Genomic DNA, 18523 nt, shown 5'->3' on the forward strand with positions numbered 1-18523 from the left:
TGGTTGTCTATCGTAGGCCGTCCAAAGTTTCTCACCCCTCTCTATTGGCCTGCTCGGCCAGGGTGGTAGAAGGGCCCGCCCCGGACCCGCTCCGCCCCCCGCCCGGCCCGCCCCTCCTCGGAGCGGAGGGCGACGCGCCCGCGCCGACGCCAGATCGGGACGCGCCGCGGCCGCCCGAGACCGCCGCTTCCGCGCCGTCGACCCCTCTCGGCGGACCCGCGGCCCTGCCCATCAACCCCGAGGCCCTCGAGGAGACGATGACGCCGGAGATGCTCGAGCGCCTCCGCAGCGCCGCGGGGGCCGAGGAGACGGTGATGCGCCGCGTCCCCGTCGGCGCAGCGCGACAGCCCGTCGGCTACCTCGTCCACGGGGGGAGCGCCCCCGTCGAGGCGAGCCGCGACGTCGTTATCGGCCGCGACCCCGACGCCCGAGCGCTCACCGGTCGTCCGGCGGCGACGACGCTGCGCCTCCTGAGCCCCGCCCATGAGATCTCCCGCTCCCACTGCGCAGTCATCGCGACCGCTCCGGGCGCCTGGTCGCTCATGGACCTCGGATCGGCGAACGGGACGCTCCTGCGCCACGCGGACGGCTCGGTCGACGAGGCCGCGCCCATGCTCGTGCTGCCCCTCGCCGACGGGGACCTCATCGACGTCGGCGAATCGACGACCATCGAATTCAGGATCCGCTGATGCGACCCCTCGCGCACCCGACCGACGCACGACCGACGACCCCTCGAGACGAAGGACTCGCCATGCCCCTCCTCGCTTCCCGCGCGACGCGCGCCCTCGCCCTCGTCCTCCTCGCCGCGGGCGCCCTCACGGCCTGCTCGGACGAAGGGGGCGGAGCCTCGGCCGGCGGTCCGAACGAGAAGGCGATCGACGCGCTCGCCTACATCGGCGACGGCCTCAAGGAGGATTACAAGAAGCAGGTCGCGGCCGCCGATTCCGAGGACGCGAAGACGGCGATCGTCGAGGAGGCGACCCGCGTGAGCGGCGTCGTCGGCCAGAAGCTCACCTACTTCGACGTCGACCCGGGGACTCCGCGCACGCTCGAGCTCGCGAAGGACGGGACCGTCGCCGCCTCGGAGAAGGAGCTCTCCGGAATGATGTCGTACGCGACGCACTGGCGCGTCGGCGACCGGACGATCGACCTCTGCGAGGACGAGAAGTGCGCCTACTACTCCTCGTGGAGGATCAGCGTCGACGACGAGGCGGCCTCGACCCTTCTCTACACCTTCACCCTCGACACGGGCGACGTGACGAGCGATCAGGAGACTCTCCGCCGATTCCTCGCCGAGTAGCCGGTCGCGCGCGGGAGACGGCGGGCCGCCTCGAACGGGCGGCCGGCCCGCGCATCCCCCGCCCGCAGGCGCGCGGTCCCGCCCTCGTCGATCCTCACGAGGCCGGAGCCGCGCCGCCGTCGGGCGGAGCTGTCAGCGGTGGTAGCGCGGAGAGGTGCCGAGGCGCGTGATCTCCGGGAAGTTCGCGAGGATCGCGTCGTTGTCCCCCCGGTAGACGTAGTCGGCGTCGTTCGCGTCGATGACGGTCGGATCGACGAGCCCGTCGGAGTAGTCCGCCAGTTGATCCTTCGTCGGGAGCCATTCGGCGACGCCCTTGTCGAGGAGCGGATGGGCGTCCTCGAACTTCGTCGGATCGGTCGTGATGAGTCCCTGCGGGGAGAGGAGCCCGTATCCGTAGACGTCGTCGCGCTCCTCGTCGTCGCCGCGCGTCGCGGTCTCGAGGAGGAGACGGATGATCTGATCGCCGGTCGCGTCCGGCCACTTCTGCATGGCGACGGCGAGGAATCCGGAGACGAGCGCCGTCGACACGGACGTTCCCCGCATATCGCGGATCGCGTTGTCCGGGAGATTCCGGACGGTCGCGAAGCCGGGTGCGGAGATCGTCACGGACTCGCCCGTGTTGGAGAAGTCGGCGTGGACTCCGTCGCCGTCCGTCGAGCCGACGCCGATCGTCGTGTTCATCGAACCGAGGGAGTCCTTCGCGTTGCGGACGGACTCGTTGCCGGACGCGACGACGACGGGGATCCCCTTCATCTCGGCCCTCGCGAGCGCGTACTCGACGTCGTCGCGGAACCCGGCGAAGGAGATCGAGATGATGTCCGCGCCGTCGTCGATCGCCTGATTGATCGCGTAGCCCAGGCCGCGATGACCGGCGCACTCGTCGGTCGGCCGCTCGGTCGCCAGGCCGATGCGCGTGTAGAAGTGGATCTTGGCCCCCGGCGCGACCCCGTAGTCCTTCGAGGCGATGAGGGCGGTCATCGCGGACCCGTGGGTGATCGACTCGTCCTCGTAGTTCTCGACGGGGCACACGTCGTGCACCGTGATGTCGGAGCCCGCGAGTTCGGGGATGCTCGTGTCGATCCGTCCGTCGATGATCCCGATCGTCACGCCCTCGCCCGTGAGTCCGTGCTCGTGGAGGTAGGGGATGCCGAGGACCTCGGAGAAGGGCTGGGTCCTGATCGTGTCGTCGGCCCGCGCGGCGGGGACGACGAGGGCGCCGAGCAGGGCGAGGGCGCCGAGGGCTCCGACGGCTCGGATCCGTGCGCTCACCACTGGTCGGACTCCTCCCGATCGAGGGGCGCGAGGTCGGAGGCGGTGCCCGAGGCGAGCGGGCTCGGGTCGATCGGGGCGGCGGCCTCGTCCTCGTTGAGCCTGAGGACCTCGTAGCCGATGCGCGATCGGCCGCGCCGCTTGCGATCCTCGGATCGGGAGGCTCCGGCCGGACCGTACGCGCCGGCGCCGCGGGCCGTCGCCCGTCCCGACGCGGCCTGCGAGGCGGCGCCCGCCTGCGCGCCCGAGAGCATCGGGCCGCGCGCGCCCGAGCCCGCGGCAGTGCCCGCCGCGGAGGCCGGGACGTTCGAACCGAGGGCCGCGCCCGCGGCGCCGCGCGCGGAGAGCGCCGAGCCGGACAGGGCGGAGGCGGAGGCGGAGCCGGGCGCGGTGGCCGCGCGGGCGGACAGGAGACCCGTCGAGGCGACGGACGGGGCGAGCGCGGATCCCGAGGCGGTGCCCGTGATGAAGGTCGAGGCGCCGCCGAGGCCGCGCGCCGCGAGGGCGGACCCGCCGAGTCCGAGCATCCCGCCGACGAGGCCGGCCGCCGAGGCGTGCTGGGCGCCCGAGGCGGTCGTCGGCGCGTAGCCGGTGTAGGCGCGCCAGCGCGGATCGTCGATATTCGTCGTCGAGGGCGGGAGGTGACCGCCGACCGGGCCGTCCGCCGTCATCCGCTGATTGACGGGCGTGCGAAGGAGGTCGATGCGCGCGAGGCGCGCGGGATCGGTGATCGGGTTCGACGCCGAACCGACGGCTCCGGGAGCGGGCCGCGTCCAGTTCACCGGGACGCCGGGCGTGAGGCTCTGGGTGCTCTTCGTCGAGAGGACCGCACCGCCGACTCCCGCGCCGGCGAGGCGCGCGGTGTTGACGGCGGCGGAGGAGACGACGGCTCCCGCCGATGCGGTCGATGCGAACCCCGCCGACCGGCTGCCCGTGTATCCGGCGCCCGCCCCCGAATCGGGGGTCGTGTCCTCCCTCCATTCCCCGCCCCAGGTGACGGACTGGGCGCAGGAGGAGACGTCCGAGTTCATCGTCGTGAGGATCGTGCCGGCCGCGCGGTCGCGTTCGGCGTACCTGCGGCGCTTGAGCTCGTCGGCGTAGACGCGGGCGCTCACCGTCTGTCCGCCGACCTCGACGTCGGGGCCGTTGGCGATGGACTGGGCCTCCGACTCGATCATCGCGTCGGTCGCGAGGCGGGAGAACCCGGAGCGGGCCGTCGCCATCGCCGAGCGTGCGGAGCGCTCCTGGGCGGTGTTCGCCTCGAATTCGGACTTCATCGTCGCGAGCCGCTGCGAGAACTCGCCGATCCACTGGCGGATCGCGGCGTCGAGGTCGCCGGACATGCCGGCGGAGTCGGCGAAGGCGGAGATCGCCTCCTTGCACTCGGTGATCGCGGTGCGGATGCCGTCCGAGAGGCTCTCCGCGCCGTAGGCGTCGGTGCTGAGGCCGTCGACCGCAGCCAGGCGCTTGTATTCGCCGCTCATGCGTGATTCTCCGATTTCTTCGTCGCGATCGTGCGATGGGTGGTGCGCGGATCACTCCGCGACGGGGAATCCGCCAGCGCGGGCGTACCCGGGCCCGGCGGGGACGGCGGGTCGGGCCGCCTCCGCCTTCTCGGCAGCGTCCTCGAACGCGGTCGCCTCGGCGCCCTCGTTCTCCTTGTAGCTCGCCTCCGTTCGGGTGTCGGTCTCGACGTCGCGGGTGTTCGAGGAGATCTCGGTGAGGTTCTCCTCCATCTTCCGCGCGGCGCCGGCCGTGTCCTCCTCGTTCTCCTTGAAGGCCTCGGCGGTGGATCGCGTCGCCCGGACGAATCCGTCGAGCTGGTCGCGCATGACGCCGAGCTCGTGCTCGAGGTAGAGGAGGTAGTCCGTGTAGCGCCCCTGGAACGAGGCGGGGCCGTCCTCGGCCCCCCATTTCGAGGAGCACTGGTACCCGTTGATCGTCGCCGCATCGGTGACGGATCGGCTCGCCTGCTCGGAAGTCGAATCCTCGAGGGTCTTCGACGCCTGCGCGAGCTTTTCGGTGTTGAGCTCTGTCGTAGTCATTGGGTGTCCTTCGTCGACGGAGTCGGCTGCTCACGACTATAGGGGAACCGTTGGTCCGGCGATAGGGCGGAGCCCGCGGGCGCGGGCGCGCCGAACCTTTCAGAACAAATGTCAAAAGTGAGATGAGCAGCCTGTGTGGTGACTTAGGTCCCTTCCTTGATATCCTTCCGCTTGCGGTCCGAAGGCGGACCACCATTCGCGACAACGGAAGTTGAGGACCTCGATGGTCAAGTACGTGTACGACTTCTCCGAGGGCGACAAGTCCATGAAGGACCTGCTCGGAGGCAAGGGCGCGAACCTCGCCGAGATGACCAAGCTCGGCCTGCCGGTTCCCCCGGGATTCACCATCACGACCGAGGCGTGCCGCGCCTACCTCAAGGACTCGGTCGTCCCCGAATCCCTCGCCACCGAGGTGACGACGGCCCTTCGCCGCGTCGAGGACTCGATGGGCCGTCACCTCGGCGATGCCGCCGATCCTCTCCTCGTCTCCGTCCGCTCCGGCGCGAAGTTCTCGATGCCCGGCATGATGGAGACCGTCCTCAACATCGGCCTCAACGACGAGTCGGTCCTCGGCCTCGCCGAGAAGTCCGGCAACGAGCGCTTCGCGTGGGACTCCTACCGCCGCCTCATCCAGATGTTCGGCAAGACCGTTCTCGACATCGACGGCGACCTCTTCTCCGATGCCCTCGACTCCCTCAAGGCCGAGCGCGGCGTGGAGGGCGACACCGAGCTCACCGCCGACGACCTCAAGGGCCTCGTCGTCACCTACAAGCGCATCGTGTCCGAGCAGAAGGGCATGGACTTCCCGCAGGATCCGCGCGTCCAGATGGACATGGCCATCGAGGCCGTCTTCCGTTCGTGGAACACCGAGCGCGCGCGCATCTACCGCCGTCGCGAGCGCATCCCCCACGACCTCGGCACCGCCGTCAACATCTGCACGATGGTCTTCGGCAACATGGGCGACGGCTCCGGCACGGGCGTCTGCTTCACCCGCGACCCCTCTTCGGGCCACTCCGGCGTCTACGGCGACTACCTCGAGAACGCTCAGGGCGAGGACGTCGTCGCCGGCATCCGCAACACCCTCTCCCTCGCCGATCTCGAGAAGATCGACAAGGCGTCCTACGACCAGCTCCGCGGCATCATGCGCAAGCTCGAGACGCACTACCGCGACATGTGCGACATCGAGTTCACCATCGAGCGCGGCAAGCTCTGGATGCTCCAGACCCGCGTCGGCAAGCGCACCGCGGCCGCGGCCTTCCGCATCGCGACCCAGCTCGTCGAGGAGAAGCTCATCACGCGCGACGAGGCCCTCACTCGCGTCACCGGCGATCAGCTCACCCAGCTGATGTTCCCGCAGTTCGACGCGAAGGCCTCGAAGGAACTCGTCGCCCGCGGCATGGCGGCCTCCCCGGGCGCCGCCGTCGGCAAGATCGCCTTCGACAACGCGCAGGCCGAGGACCTCGCCGCCAAGGGCGTCAAGTGCGTCCTCGTCCGCCGCGAGACCAACCCCGACGACCTGCCCGGCATGGTCGTCGCCGAGGGCGTCCTCACCGCCCGCGGCGGCAAGACCTCGCACGCCGCCGTCGTGGCCCGCGGCATGGGCAAGACCTGCGTCTGCGGCGCCGAGGCACTCGAGATCGACGCCGAGGCCGGCACCGTCACCATCGGCGGCCGCGTCCTCACCGCCGACGACACGATCGCCATCGACGGCCAGACCGGCGAGATCTTCATCGGCGACGTCCCCGTCACCGACTCGCCCGTCACGACCTACCTCTCCCACGGCCTCGAGGCCGGCCTCATCGCGGCCGGCGACGACGAGGGCACGCAGGAGCTCGTCAAGGCCGTCGACAAGATCCTCACGCACGCCGATTCAGTCCGTCGCCTCCACGTTCGCGCGAACGCCGACACCCCGACCGACTCGCGCCGCTCCATCGAGTTCGGCGCGGAGGGCATCGGCCTGTGCCGCACCGAGCACATGTTCCTCGGCGCCCGCCGCCCGCTCGTCGAGCGCGCGATCCTCTCGGCCCCCGAGTCGGAGGAGCGCCTCGCGGCCTTCGCCGAGCTCGAGAAGCTCCAGAAGCAGGACTTCCTCGAGATGCTCGAGGTCATGGACGGCAAGTCGATGACCGTTCGCCTCATCGACCCGCCGCTCCACGAGTTCATGCCGGCTCTCGGCGAGCTCGAGATCAAGGTCGCGGTTGCCAAGGCGACCGGCACCGTCGATCCGGCCGATGAGCGCATGCTCGTCGAGGTTCGTCGCTTCCACGAGCAGAACCCGATGCTCGGCCTGCGCGGCGTTCGCCTCGGCATCTACCTGCCCGGCCTCTTCGCCCTCCAGATGCGCGCGCTCTGCGAGGCGGCGGCCGAGCTCGTCGCCAAGGGCTTGGATCCGAAGCCGGAGATCATGGTTCCGCTCGTCGGCTCCGTCCGCGAGCTCCAGCTCATCCGCGAGGAGGGCGAGGGCATCATCGCCGAGGTCGCGGCCGAGCACGGCGTCGACCTCTCCGGCGTCACCATCGGCGCCATGATCGAGCTCCCCCGCGCCGCCATGACGGCCGAGGATCTCGCCGAGGAGGCGGACTTCTTCTCGTTCGGCACGAACGACCTCACGCAGACCGTGTGGGGCTTCTCGCGCGACGACGTCGAGGGCGTCTTCTTCCCGCAGTACATCGAGGCGGGCATCTTCGGCGTCTCGCCGTTCGAGTCGATCGACGTCCACGGCGTCGGCATGGTCGTGCGCGAGGGCGTCACTCGGGCGCGCTCGACGAAGCCGGACATCAAGCTCGGCGTCTGCGGCGAACACGGCGGCGACCCCGCGTCGATCCACTTCTTCCACGAGGTCGGGCTCGACTACGTGTCCTGCTCGCCGTTCCGCGTCCCGGTCGCCCGCCTTGAGGCCGGCCGCGCCGCGGTGCTGGCCGAATCTCAGGAGGCCTGATCACGATGTGATCGGGCGACTCTGACGCCGCATAGAGAGCGGGTGCGCCCCGGGCCAAGGCCCGGGGCGCACCCGCTCGGCGTCGAGGGCTTCGCTTGAGCGCGAATGCCTCCTCAACCTGAGGGCGTTCCCGCGATCGGCGCAGAAGAGGGGCGCGCTGCGCACGCCCGCCGGGTGATCCCCTCGGCGGGGGCGGTGTGATTCAGCCTGCGATGATGAAGCCGAGCACTCCGACGGAGGCGAGCGTCGTGATGATCGACAGGAGGAGCAGCAGACCGATCGAATAGGGGGCCGCGCGACGCAGAAGCTCGGGTTCCAGGCCCTCTCGTTTCACCGCGGTCGCCGCGATGGCGAGGTTCTGCGGGCTCACGATCTTCCCGATGCCGCCGCCGATCTCGTTGACCGAGAGGAGGAGCTGGGGGCTGAGGCCCGTCTGCGCGGCGACCGCGGAATGGAGCGAGGCGAAACGGGCTCCCGCGGAGGTCGCTGAACCCGTGACCGCGGTGCCGATCCATCCGAGTACGGGGGCGAAGAAGGCGAAGGTGGTGCCGGTCGCGGCCAGTGCGGTGCCGATGGCCACGGTCTGCCCGGAGAAGTTCATCGTGTAGGCGAGCGCCATGACGGCGCTGATCGTGAGGATCGCCATGCGCAGCCCGATCACCGTGCGTCCAAGGGTCGCGATGCCCTTGGACATGCTGAAGGGGAAGCGTCCGCCGGAGGGATTCACCGAGTAGACGATCGTGACGACGAGGGAGGCGAGGATGAGCATGGTCCCGGGCGAGGCGAGGGTTGAGATCGACAGGACCGTGTCGCCCGAGACTTCGCCGGCAGGGGTGAGGAGTCGGCCGTCGAGTCCGGGCCAGGGGATCTTGAGGTCGGTCGCCTTGAGGGCTGCGGGGAGGTTATAGAGCCAGACCGCCGCCACGACGATGTAGCAGATGACGAGTAAGCCGAAGGTGAGGCCCTGAGTCGGGGCGAGGGCCGCGAGGCCGAGAGGCATCTTGAATCCGAAGGCCGCGATGAGGAGGGCGACGGCGAGGGAGCCGAGTGCGCGCCAGTGCGTCGCGATCTTGAAGACTCCGAGCATGACGAAGAAGAGGGCGAGCGGGAGGAGGTCGAAGAGGGCCGAGAGGGGGAGCGAACCTGCGACTGCGGTGGTCGATGGTGTGAAGGCGGCTGCGAGGACTGAGAACTCCTCGGGGGCGGCATCGGCGTGCGGGATCGGGCGGGGGCGTGCGGGATCGGGCGGCGTCGCCCTCCTGTCTGTTTCCGCTCGATTATCGCGCATGGCGGGCGCTCTGGGATGCTTCCGGCTTCCGGAGTCTCACGATCGGAGATCCGTGGTCCGGACGTGCGCGCGGATTGACAATTTAGATAAGGGTGTCCTTAACTATATCTGTCCAACCTCATCAGATATGTGCGCCCGCCAAAGAACAGAGGAGCGAACCCGTGTCGAAGAAGAATCTGGCGCTCGCCGTCGCCCCAGCAGCCTTGAGCCTCCTCCTCGCTCTTGGGGTCACGACGGTCTTCACCGCCTGTCACCGCCGCGAGGACGGCACCTGGATGCACTGTCACCAGTGTCAGAACACGGTCGCTGCGGGAGGGGTCGGCCTCGTCGCCCTCTTCGGTTCTGCCGCTTTCGTGAAGAACAAGGGCATGAGAATTGGTCTTCAGTTCCTCGCCGTCATCGCGAGCGTTGTCCTCTTCTTCGTCCCCGGCGGAATCTGCCCTATGTGCATGATGAAGAATATGCGCTGCTACACCGTCTTCCAGCCCTTCACCAGGGTGATGACGGTTCTTATCGCCCTGTCCGGCGCCGGGGCGCTCACCATCTCGGCGAAGCGCGGCAAGCAGGTCGTCGCCTGAGGTGAGGGCGCGTGCCATCGCGCTTCCCGCCTCTCTCACGAGGGGGAAACGGTGTGTGATCGTCGTCGGTGCCGCGCTGCTCGCCCTCGTGCTCGCCCTCTTCTGGATCCACTCCCTTCGGATGGGGGCCGCCTATCGGGAGGCCCTCCGCCTTGAGAAGGCCGGTGAGCACGAGGGCGCCTACGACGCCTATTCGCACCTCGGCGGATATGCCGACTCGGCCGAGCGCCTTCGCGCGATGATCGAAGCCGACCCCGCTCTTCCCTATCGTTCGGTGAAGAAGGGGGAGCTCATCGAGTTCGGCGCCTTTGAACAGGACGGCGATGCCGCGAACGGGCCGGAGCCGATCCACTGGATCGTCCTCGACAGGATCGATGAGAGACTACTGCTGCTCAGCCGCGACTCCCTCGACGCCGCCCCCTACCATCGCGTCCCCTTCGAGCCCGTCACCTGGGAGCACTCCGACCTCAGGAGATGGATGAACTCGGACTTCCTCGCAACGGCCTTCAGCGAGAAGGAACTCTGCCTCGTTCCGACGGTCGAGATCCCCAACACCCCGCAGTCCGCGACCGGCACCGCCGCGGGTCCCACGACGAGGGACCGGGTCTTCGCACTGAGTGAGACCGAGGCCTCGATCTACATCTCCGACGCCGTTGAGCGCGCCAGCCTCGGTTCGGCCGCCCTGTCTGCGGCGGTCGTGGCCGACGATTTGCCCGCTAACGAAGAGGGGTACGCTGACTGGTGGTTGCGCTCCCCGGGCACCTACGACTTCACGGCGCAGTACATCGACCGTGAGGGCGTCCGTCATGGGTCTGGCGCCGCCGCCGATGCGACCTACGGGGTTCGCCCGGCTCTGTGGCTCGATACGAGGGCGGGAGGCGCCGACCGATGAGGCGCGGCCGTCTTTCGCTGAGCGCCCTCCCGCTGAAGAGCGCGAGGGCGCACCCGCTGCGGACGATGATCCTCGTGGTACTCGTGTTCGCGCAGGCCGCCTGCGCTCTGACGGGTCTGCTCCTCGTGCAGTCGACGAGGGCGGAGCTCTCCCTCGCTCGAGACAGATTGGGCGCGGACGTCGTCGTCTACCCCTCGGCGGGTTTCCTGCAGCTCGACAAGTCCTGCGTCCAGATGGTCGGCAGCCCCGTCCTTTTCCACAAGGAGCGCTCGAGTCTGTCGCGTCTGAGTTCCAACGAGGACATCGATCGCATCGCCTATCAGCTCTACCTGTCGGACACGAGCGGTGGGGGAGAACCCGTCTGGATCATCGGTTTTGATCCGCTCTCCGACTTCGTCGTCGCGCCTTGGCTGCGCGAGGGGGCCGATCACACGGTGCCGGAGGGGACCGTCGCGGTGGGCGCCGATGCTGCGGTGTCGGAGGCGGGAGCTGTGACCCTCTTCGGCGAGGAGTGGCCGGTCGACTCTCATCTCGAGAGGACCGGCACCGAGTTGGACAAGGCGGTGTTCGTGCCGATTGACTCCCTCGAGCGGGTGATCTCGGCCGCGGTCGCGGCGGGTGACGAGTCCTTCGCCTCTGTCGACCCGCATGCGGACTACTCGGTCGCGCTTCTGCGACTCAAGGAGCGCTCGGACGCGGAGTCGGTGACGAACTGGATCAACCTCTACGTCCGACGCGTGACGGCCGTCCATTCGGAGGAGGCGCTCGCCGGAACCGCCTCGTCGATGTCCGCGCATTCGTCGATTCTCGCCGGGGCCGCGGCACTGACGTGGCTGATCCTGCTCGGGGCGCTCGTCGTCGCCCAGTCGGCCCTGTTCAACGAGAGGCGCCGCGAGGCGAACGTATGGAGGATCCTCGGGGCCTCGAGGGTCCTCGTCGAGCGCGTCCTGTTGTGGGAGACGCTCCTGGTCCACGCCTCGGGGGCTCTGCTCGGGGCGCTCGTGGCGGCAGGGATGGCGGCCCTCATCGGCGTCGCGCCCATGAAGGGCGAACTCGTCGCTCCGGGCAACCTTGCCGCGCTCGCCGCAGCGGCGATCGCGATGAGCCTTCTCGTCGCCTGGCTCGGAGCGAAGGTCGCTCTTCCGAGGCTGTTGCGCGCCGCGGACGACTCGATGCTGCTGACGACATAGGAAAGAGACGGGACCATGCTTTCGATGAGGGCGCTGCCCCTTCGCAATCTGCGCGCGTGTCCGATGCGCACCTTCGCGCTGTTCGTCTTCGCGGCGCTCATGGCCTCGGCCGTCTTCGGGGGAACCGTCCTCGTGCAGGGGATCCGCGGAGGCCTGGCGACGGTGGAGGCGCGTCTCGGAGCCGATGTGCTCGTCACGCCGAGCGATGCCGGTGGGGACTTCGACGCCCGGACCTTCCTCCTCGAGGCCGAGCCGGGATATTTCTACATGGATGCGGGGGTCGTTGCGCGGGTCCGGGAGGTCGCCGGCGTGGAGAAGGCGTCCCCCCAGATCTTTCTCGCATCCGCGAGGGCGAGCTGCTGCTCGGGGAGGTATCAGGTCATCGCCTTCGATCCGGACACGGACTTCGCCATTCAACCGTGGATCGCCGACACGACGGGCAGCGTGGAGATCGGCGAGATGGACGTTCTCGTGGGAGCGAACGTCGCCGTACCGGTTGACGGATCCTTCAAGATCTACGGTCGGACTCTCAGAGTCGTCGGTCAGTTCGATCCGACGGGCTCGACCCTCGACAATGCCGTGTACGCGAACTTCGACACGGGGAGGAGCCTCATGGCGGCCTCGTTGGAGAAGGGGCTGAACAAGTATCGGGACGCCGATCCGGGGAGCGTCGTGTCGTCGGTCCTCGTCCGCGTCGCCGACGGCGAGAATGCGGAGGCGGTCGCCCAGCGGATCCGTGAGAGCGTGGACGGGGTCTCCGTTTCGACGGCGAAGAGCATGGTCTCAGGGATCTCGGAGACGCTCGTGCGGACGTCGCGCGCGGTCGCGCTGCTCGTGGGGGTCGTATGGGCGGTCGGATCGGGGATGAGCGTCCTCGTGTTCACGATGATGATTCATGAACGGGCTCGTGAGTTCGCCCTCCTCAGGGCGATGGGAATGAGTCGTTCACGGCTCAGGCTCCTCGTCCTCGCAGAGTCCGCGTCTGTCGATCTGACCGGTGCGCTCGCGGGCGTCGTCGTGTCGGGGGTTCTGCTCTCGGCCTTCCGGGTGCTGGTCGGTCAACTGCTCGGCATCGGGTTCCTCATGCCAGGGCCGTTGGAGTCGGCGCTCGTCGCCCTCGCCGCGCTCCTCGTCGCCCTGGCCGCAGCGGGGGTCGCGGGGTGGATCTCGATTCGTCGTATCGGCGCGATGGACGCGGGTCTCGTCCTCAGGGAAGGGGAATGACATGACTCTTGAAACGAAGGGCGTGAGGAAGGACTTCCCGCGTGCGCGGGGAGGAGCGATGTTTACGGCGGTCGAGCCCGTGGATCTTCGCCTGGTCCCCGGCGAGCTGCTGGTGATTCGCGGGCGTTCGGGAAGTGGTAAGAGCACGCTGTTGTCGATGTTGGCGGGGATCCTCGCGCCGACGGAGGGAGTCGTCCTGATCGACGGCGAGGATCTTTACGCCCTTCCGGATGCCGAGGCCGCATCGCTGCGCAACGAGAGGATCGGCGTGATCCCTCAGGGGCATACCGCGCTGCGCAGCCTATCGGTGGTGGAGAACGTTCTCCTCCCGTCAATCATCCGGTCACGAGTCGAGGGAGAGGGAATCCGTGAGCGGGCGGAGGCGCTGCTGGAGGGCGTTGATCTGGTGGCTCTGGCCGATGCTCGTCCCAATGAGCTTTCGGGAGGGGAACTGCGTCGGATGGCGGTGGCGCGAGCGCTAGTGATGCGACCGGAGACGGTTCTCGCCGACGAACCGACTGCGGGGCTGGATGCGGGGAACGCCCAGGTGGTGCTGAGGATGCTCCGGCGGGCGGCGGACGAGGGCGCGGCGGTGCTCGTGGTGACGCACGAGGACGAGGCGGTCCGTTTCGCCGATCGTGTGATGACGATGGACAGTGGGGTCCTCTGCGTCGGGGCTCCCCGAGCCGAGGCGCTCCCGCCTGCGAAGATCTCAATTTGATAACTCTTTCATAGGCTATTCTGAATTTATTGAGGTTAGACTAAGCTAACGTCGGCGCTTTCGGGTGAGTCAACTTCCCGTTCGCCCTTATCAACACAACACCGACGAGCGGAACTTTGGAGGAACGCGGGTGAGCGCATCGATATCCTCGACGACAGCACTGACGAGGCGCCCCTGGATCCTCCTCGCCCCCTTCATCCTCGCCCTTCTCATCGGGGTCCTCGCGCCGGCCGCTGCACGAGCCGAGGGCGCTGACTCCGGCTGGGGCGCGGTCGCGAAGGAGATGGGTGAGATCCTCGATGAGGCCGAGAAGGCCTATCTGGGCGGAGACATCGAGGCGGGCAAGGACGGGGTGAACACCGCCTACTACCGGCGCTATGAGACCCTTGGTTTCGAGAAGCAGGTCATGGCCCGCATCTCGGGGAATCGGGTTTCCACCGTCGAGATGGAGTTCTCCCTCGTCAAGAAGGCGATGAGTGATCGCGATGACGCCGCCGTCGCCCAGCACATCGCCGATCTCAAGAACTACCTGCGCGAGGACGCCAACACCCTCGACGGTGTTCGAGCGGCCGCCGCTTCGAGCGATTACAGCCCAGGAGCCTGGGGGCGCGTCGCGAAGGAGATGGGTGAGATCCTCGATGAGGCCGAGAAGGCCTATCTGGGCGGAGACATCGAGGTGGGCAAGGACGGGGTGAACACCGCCTACTACCGGCGCTATGAGACCCTTGGTTTCGAGAAGCAGGTCATGGCCCGCATCTCGGGGAATCGGGTTTCCACTGTCGAGATGGAGTTCTCCCTCGTCAAGAAGGCGATGAGTGATCGCGATGACGCCGCCGTCGCCCAGCACATCGCCGATCTCAAGAACTACCTGCGCGAGGACGCCAACACCCTCGACGGCTACGTCGGCGAAGCGACTGCCCCCACGAGCCCCTGGCTGTCGGGCTTCCTCCCCTCGCTCCTCGTCATCCTCCGGGAGGGCATGGAGGCGATCCTCGTCGTCGCCGCGATCCTCGCCTATCTCGCCAAGGCCGGGCACAAGGACAAGTCGAAGGTCGTATGGATTGGAGTCGCCCTCGCCCTCGTCGCCTCCGCGGTCCTCGCCGTCCTCTTCTCTGCGTTCGCGAATCTCGCGGGCGCCAATCAGGAACTCCTCGAAGGGGTCGCCGCCCTCTTCGCGGTCGCCATGCTCATCTGGGTCTCGAACTGGATGGTCTCCAAGTCCTCCAACGAAGCCTGGGACCGCTACATCAAGGATCAGACGGACGCCTCTCTCAACCACGGCTCCCTCCTCGGCCTGGCCGCCATCGCATTCCTCGCGGTCCTTCGTGAGGGGGCAGAGACGATCCTTTTCTACGTGCCGGTCATCTCCCATGCGGGCGCGGCTGTCGGATACGTGTGGATCGGCATGGGCGTCGGCCTCGCCATCCTCGCCGTGGTCTACTTCCTCATCCAATTCGCCGCCCTGAGGATTCCACTGCGCCCCTTCTTCGCGGTCACATCGCTCCTGTTGGCGGTCATGGCCGTCACCTTCACCGGATCGGGCATCAAGGAGCTCCAGGAGGCAGACGTCCTGCCCCTGACGCCCCTCAGCGGCCTCCCGACCATCGACCTCTTGGGGATCTACCCCCGAGTGGAGAACCTCTCCGCACAGGCAGTGGTTCTCATCATCATCGTCGGCCTGTACCTCTGGGGGAGGCGCCGCATGCGCCGCGCGCTCCCCGAGAAGTGACGAACCGTCGAACCATCCCACACCGACATGGAGTTTGATTCATGAAGCGCTCACTCAGCACCATCGGCGCGGCCGTCGCGGCCGTCGCCCTGATGACCGGCCTCTCGGCATGCTCCTCCCAGAGCGGACAGACCGCGAAGCCCGCAGAAATGGCCGCTCAGTCCAGCGAAGCCGCCGCGCCCGGCGAGGGCGCCGGTTTCGACGAATTCCCCCTCGGCGACGACGTCTTCTCCGGCCCCCTGAAGATCTCCGGAGTCTACTTCCAGCCGGTCGACATGGAGCCCCAGGTCCAGACCCCCGCCAAGGACTCCTCGATGCACATCGAGGCCGACATCTCCGCCGTCGAAGGCAACGAGCTCGGCTACGGCGTCGGCGACTTCATCCCGGGCCTCAAGGTCGACTACAAGATTCTCGGCGCCGACGGTAACGCCGTACTCGAGGGGACCTTCATGCCGATGAACGCCTCCGACGGCCCGCACTACGGCCTCAACCTCCCGAAGCTCGACGCCGGCACCTACACGGTTCAGTTCATCGTCCATTCCCCTGAGGAGAACGGCTGGCTCCTCCACACCGACGAGACCACGGGCGTCAAGGGGCGGTTCTGGACCGAGCCGATCGTCGCGGAGTTCAAGGATTGGAAGTGGGATCCCTCCGCTGTCGAATGGTGACCCTGTGACGACGGGCCGGAGGCGCACTCCGGCCCGTCGTCGTGCCCTCGTGATGACGCCGGCGCCTCCGCGCCGCGATGACGAGAATGAGGATGAACGATGATCGAACAGATGAGCCAGGCGAGCCTCGCGCTGCTCCTCGCCGCCCTCGCCGCGGGAGCGGCCATTGGCGCGTTGCCGGCGTGCGAACGCGGCAGATCCGGCAGAGCCGCTCGGAGATGGGCGATCGGCATCGGCATCGGCGCCGGGCTCTTCTCCGCCTTCGTCCTCACCCTCGTCAACACCCTCGCGCCGCGCGCGGTCAATCGTCAAACGGTCGCCTTGTGGACGCTTCCCATCGCCGTCCTTCTCGCGATCGCTTTCGTCTCGCTCTTGGCCGTTCGGGCGAGACGCCCGCCGACCGCGCGCCTCGATTCCGCCATTCTCCTCGCGATGAGCGCCTATCTGGCGCTCATCGTCTTCCGCGCCGCGCCCACGGCGATGGCTCAGGTGGTCATGATGTTCCCCCGGGGAATCGAGGTCTTCGCGACGAGTACGATGCTCGCTCTCGTCGGCTACGTTCTCGGTTGGCTCCTCCCCTTCGTCCTCGGCGCCCTCTCTTGGAAGATCGTCTCCCTCGGTCGACGCAGGATCTGGCCGACCGCCCTCGTTGTGACCGTCCTCGCCCTTACTCACATCATGCTCGTCGTGCGCATCCTTCAGGCGCAAAGGGTTATTTCGATGTCGAACGAGGCTTTCACCGTGCTCTCCTGGCTCATCAACCACGAGTCCGTCTTCCCGATCGGCGCGATGTGCGTTCTCCTCCTCGTCGCCGCCCTCGTCGTCCGCGAAGGACGATCCTTGCCCCGAGAGGGCTCCAACCCCGCCGAGGGGCGCCTCTACCGCGCCCGCGCACGCGTCTGGAAGACGATGGCCGGGGCGGCGGCGGGCGGCTACCTGTGCGGCGCGCTGCTGATCACCCTCGGCGTCGTCGTCGGCTCCGCCGAGGTCGAACTCTCCGAACCGGAGTCCTACTCCGTCGTCGAGGAGCGCGCGGTCATCAACATCGCGGACATCTCCGACGGCCATCTCCACCGCTACGCGTACACGACGTCTTCGGGGGTCGAAGTCCGCTTCATCGTCATTCAGAAGGCAGGCGCCTCGTTCGGCGTCGGCCTCGATGCCTGTGAGATCTGTGGGCCGACCGGCTACTACGAGAAGGACGGGAAGATCATCTGCAAGCTCTGCGAAGTCGCAATGAACATCGCAACGATCGGATTCAAGGGCGGCTGCAATCCCATCCCGATCGAGTACGAGGTTTCCAACGGGACGCTGACGGTCCCGCTGTCGGTCCTCGAGGCGAATGCGAGCGTCTTCGCATGAGCCTTCTCATCTCCGACCCCACGAGGGAGAGGATCTGATCGCATGTTCCTGAGAATGCTGGCGGGGGCTCTGGCGCGCAGGGGCGACCGACACCTCCTCATCGCTGTGACGGTCGCCCTCGGCGCCGCCGTGGCCACGTCGATGCTCTCGGTGATGTTCGACGTCGGGGACAAGGTCAATCAGGAATTGAAGTCCTACGGCGCGAACATCGTCGTGAGGCCCCGAGGCGCGGCGGTCCTCCAGGATCTCTACGGCGCTCAGCCCCCCTCGCAGTCCTTCCTCCGCGAGGACGAGCTCGGCCGGATCAAGACGATCTTCTGGACGTACAACATCCTCGACTTCGCCCCGCTGCTCTCCGTCGACGCCGTCGGCCCCTCGGGGGAGCCCGTCGAGGTCACCGGAACCTGGTTCGATCACCACCTCGACCTGGAGACCGAAGAGACGCTCAATACCGGCCTCGACAAGTTGCGGGCCTGGTGGACGGTCACCGGGCAGTGGATCGGAGACGAGGACCCGGAGGGCGCGATGGTCGGTGAAGGCTACGCCGAGGCTCACGGACTTGCGATCGGCGATCCTGTGACCCTGAGCAGAGACGGGCGCTCCGTCGAGGTGACGATCCGCGGGATCTTCGAATCGGGCGACGAGGCCGATTCCGGGGTCTACACGAACCTGGCCATCGCCCAGGAGCTTCTCGGAGAGCCCGGAGCCGTCGGCTCGGTCGAGGTGTCCGCCCTGACGACCCCGGATAACGACCTGGCGCGGAAGGCGGCGAAGAACCCGGAGTCCCTGTCCGTGTCCGAGCGCGAGACCTGGTACTGCACCGCCTACGTCTCCTCCATCGCCTACCAGATCGAAGAGGTCATGACCGACTCCGTGGCCAGGCCCGTGCGGCAGGTCGCCGAGTCGGAAGGGACCATTTTGGAGAAGACTCAGCTCCTCATGCTCCTTGTCACCGTCCTCGCCCTCGTCGCCTCCGCGCTGGCCATCGCGAATCTCGTCACCGCGAACGTCATGGAGCGCTCCGGGGAGATCGGTCTGATGAAGGCGATCGGAGCGAAGAACCATTCGATCATCGCTCTGCACCTCAGCGAGATCGCTCTGGTCGGCCTCGTCGGAGGGGCCCTCGGCTACGGGGGCGGGATCGGACTCGCGCAGGTCATCGGGCAGATCGTGTTCGGCGCCTCGATCTCCTTCACTCCGGTCGTCCTGGTGCTCGTGTCGCTCCTCGTCCTGCTCGTCGTCCTCAGTGCCTCGATCCCGGCCATCCGCTACCTTCTGCGGCTCAATGCCGCAGAAGTCCTTCACGGAAGGTGAGAGAG

Annotated in this window: 16 protein-coding genes; 12 read left to right on the forward strand and 4 right to left on the reverse strand. The window is 67.9% G+C overall.

All coding sequences use genetic code 11. The features are described from left to right. The first annotated feature begins 62 nt into the window (after window positions 1-62). Together DY157_RS12010 and DY157_RS10435 are read left to right on the forward strand one after the other, a co-directional pair. On the forward strand, window positions 63-689 hold the full coding sequence (locus DY157_RS12010; RefSeq protein ID WP_407923477.1) for an FHA domain-containing protein: 627 nt from the start codon (window positions 63-65) through the stop codon (window positions 687-689). A 62-nt stretch (window positions 690-751) separates the two neighbouring features. Then, window positions 752-1300, forward strand: a complete 549-nt coding sequence (locus DY157_RS10435; protein ID WP_115728581.1) for a hypothetical protein — start codon at window positions 752-754, stop codon at window positions 1298-1300. A gap of 132 nt (window positions 1301-1432) precedes the next feature. Here DY157_RS10435 and DY157_RS10440 read toward each other — a convergent pair whose 3' ends face one another. From DY157_RS10440 to DY157_RS10450, 3 genes are read right to left on the reverse strand one after another with little or no spacing between them, the layout of a single operon-like run. Then, window positions 1433-2569 (reverse strand): S8 family peptidase, encoded by a 1137-nt coding sequence (locus DY157_RS10440; RefSeq protein WP_160159532.1) that lies wholly within the window; start codon window positions 2567-2569, stop codon window positions 1433-1435. Then, on the reverse strand, window positions 2566-4053 hold the full coding sequence (locus DY157_RS10445; protein ID WP_115728583.1) for a hypothetical protein: 1488 nt from the start codon (window positions 4051-4053) through the stop codon (window positions 2566-2568). The genes DY157_RS10440 and DY157_RS10445 overlap by 4 nt, the downstream gene beginning before the upstream one ends. A 51-nt stretch (window positions 4054-4104) precedes the next feature. Next, window positions 4105-4614 carry a hypothetical protein gene (locus tag DY157_RS10450; RefSeq protein WP_115728584.1) on the reverse strand — a complete coding sequence of 170 codons (510 nt, stop codon included), beginning with the start codon at window positions 4612-4614 and terminating at the stop codon, window positions 4105-4107. Window positions 4615-4837: 223 nt separating this feature from the next. On the opposite strand from DY157_RS10450, the gene ppdK reads away from it, so the two are divergent. Further along, entirely contained in the window at window positions 4838-7552 is a 2715-nt protein-coding gene (gene ppdK, locus DY157_RS10455) for a pyruvate, phosphate dikinase (protein ID WP_115728585.1), read from the forward strand. Window positions 7553-7754: 202 nt separating this feature from the next. Here the strand turns inward: ppdK and DY157_RS10460 are convergent, their stop codons facing one another. After that, window positions 7755-8840, reverse strand: a complete 1086-nt coding sequence (locus tag DY157_RS10460) for an L-lactate permease (RefSeq protein ID WP_115728586.1) — start codon at window positions 8838-8840, stop codon at window positions 7755-7757. Between the two features lie 161 nt (window positions 8841-9001). Between DY157_RS10460 and DY157_RS10465 the strand changes: the two genes are divergently transcribed. From DY157_RS10465 to DY157_RS10505, 9 genes are all read left to right on the forward strand, one after another. Continuing rightward, a complete protein-coding gene (locus tag DY157_RS10465; RefSeq protein WP_115728587.1) occupies window positions 9002-9418 on the forward strand; it encodes a DUF4418 family protein in 417 nt (138 codons plus the stop codon). A gap of 55 nt (window positions 9419-9473) precedes the next feature. Further along, a complete protein-coding gene (locus tag DY157_RS10470) occupies window positions 9474-10310 on the forward strand; it encodes a DUF6273 domain-containing protein (RefSeq protein WP_235827192.1) in 837 nt (278 codons plus the stop codon). Then, the gene (locus DY157_RS10475) at window positions 10307-11500 is read left to right on the forward strand and encodes an FtsX-like permease family protein (protein WP_115728589.1); all 1194 of its coding nucleotides are present in this window, start codon (window positions 10307-10309) and stop codon (window positions 11498-11500) included. Before DY157_RS10470 ends, DY157_RS10475 begins: the two co-directional genes overlap by 4 nt. Before the next feature lie 24 nt (window positions 11501-11524). Then, entirely contained in the window at window positions 11525-12724 is a 1200-nt protein-coding gene (locus DY157_RS10480) for an ABC transporter permease (RefSeq protein ID WP_235827193.1), read from the forward strand. Window position 12725: 1 nt separating this feature from the next. Then, the gene (locus DY157_RS10485; RefSeq protein ID WP_115728591.1) at window positions 12726-13445 is read left to right on the forward strand and encodes an ABC transporter ATP-binding protein; all 720 of its coding nucleotides are present in this window, start codon (window positions 12726-12728) and stop codon (window positions 13443-13445) included. 130 nt (window positions 13446-13575) lie between these two features. Further along, window positions 13576-15174 carry an FTR1 family iron permease gene (locus DY157_RS10490; RefSeq protein WP_115728592.1) on the forward strand — a complete coding sequence of 533 codons (1599 nt, stop codon included), beginning with the start codon at window positions 13576-13578 and terminating at the stop codon, window positions 15172-15174. 41 nt (window positions 15175-15215) lie between these two features. Further along, a complete protein-coding gene (locus tag DY157_RS10495) occupies window positions 15216-15842 on the forward strand; it encodes an iron transporter (RefSeq protein ID WP_115728593.1) in 627 nt (208 codons plus the stop codon). 99 nt (window positions 15843-15941) lie between these two features. Next, window positions 15942-17204: a DUF2318 domain-containing protein gene (locus DY157_RS10500; RefSeq protein WP_115728594.1), complete on the forward strand. Its 1263-nt coding sequence runs from the start codon at window positions 15942-15944 to the stop codon at window positions 17202-17204. Window positions 17205-17246: 42 nt separating this feature from the next. Continuing rightward, entirely contained in the window at window positions 17247-18518 is a 1272-nt protein-coding gene (locus DY157_RS10505) for an ABC transporter permease (RefSeq protein WP_174232160.1), read from the forward strand. Window positions 18519-18523: the final 5 nt, after the last annotated feature.

Origin of the sequence: Actinomyces culturomici, assembly GCF_900499005.1 — a bacterium.
Lineage (GTDB): Bacteria > Actinomycetota > Actinomycetes > Actinomycetales > Actinomycetaceae > Pauljensenia > Pauljensenia culturomici.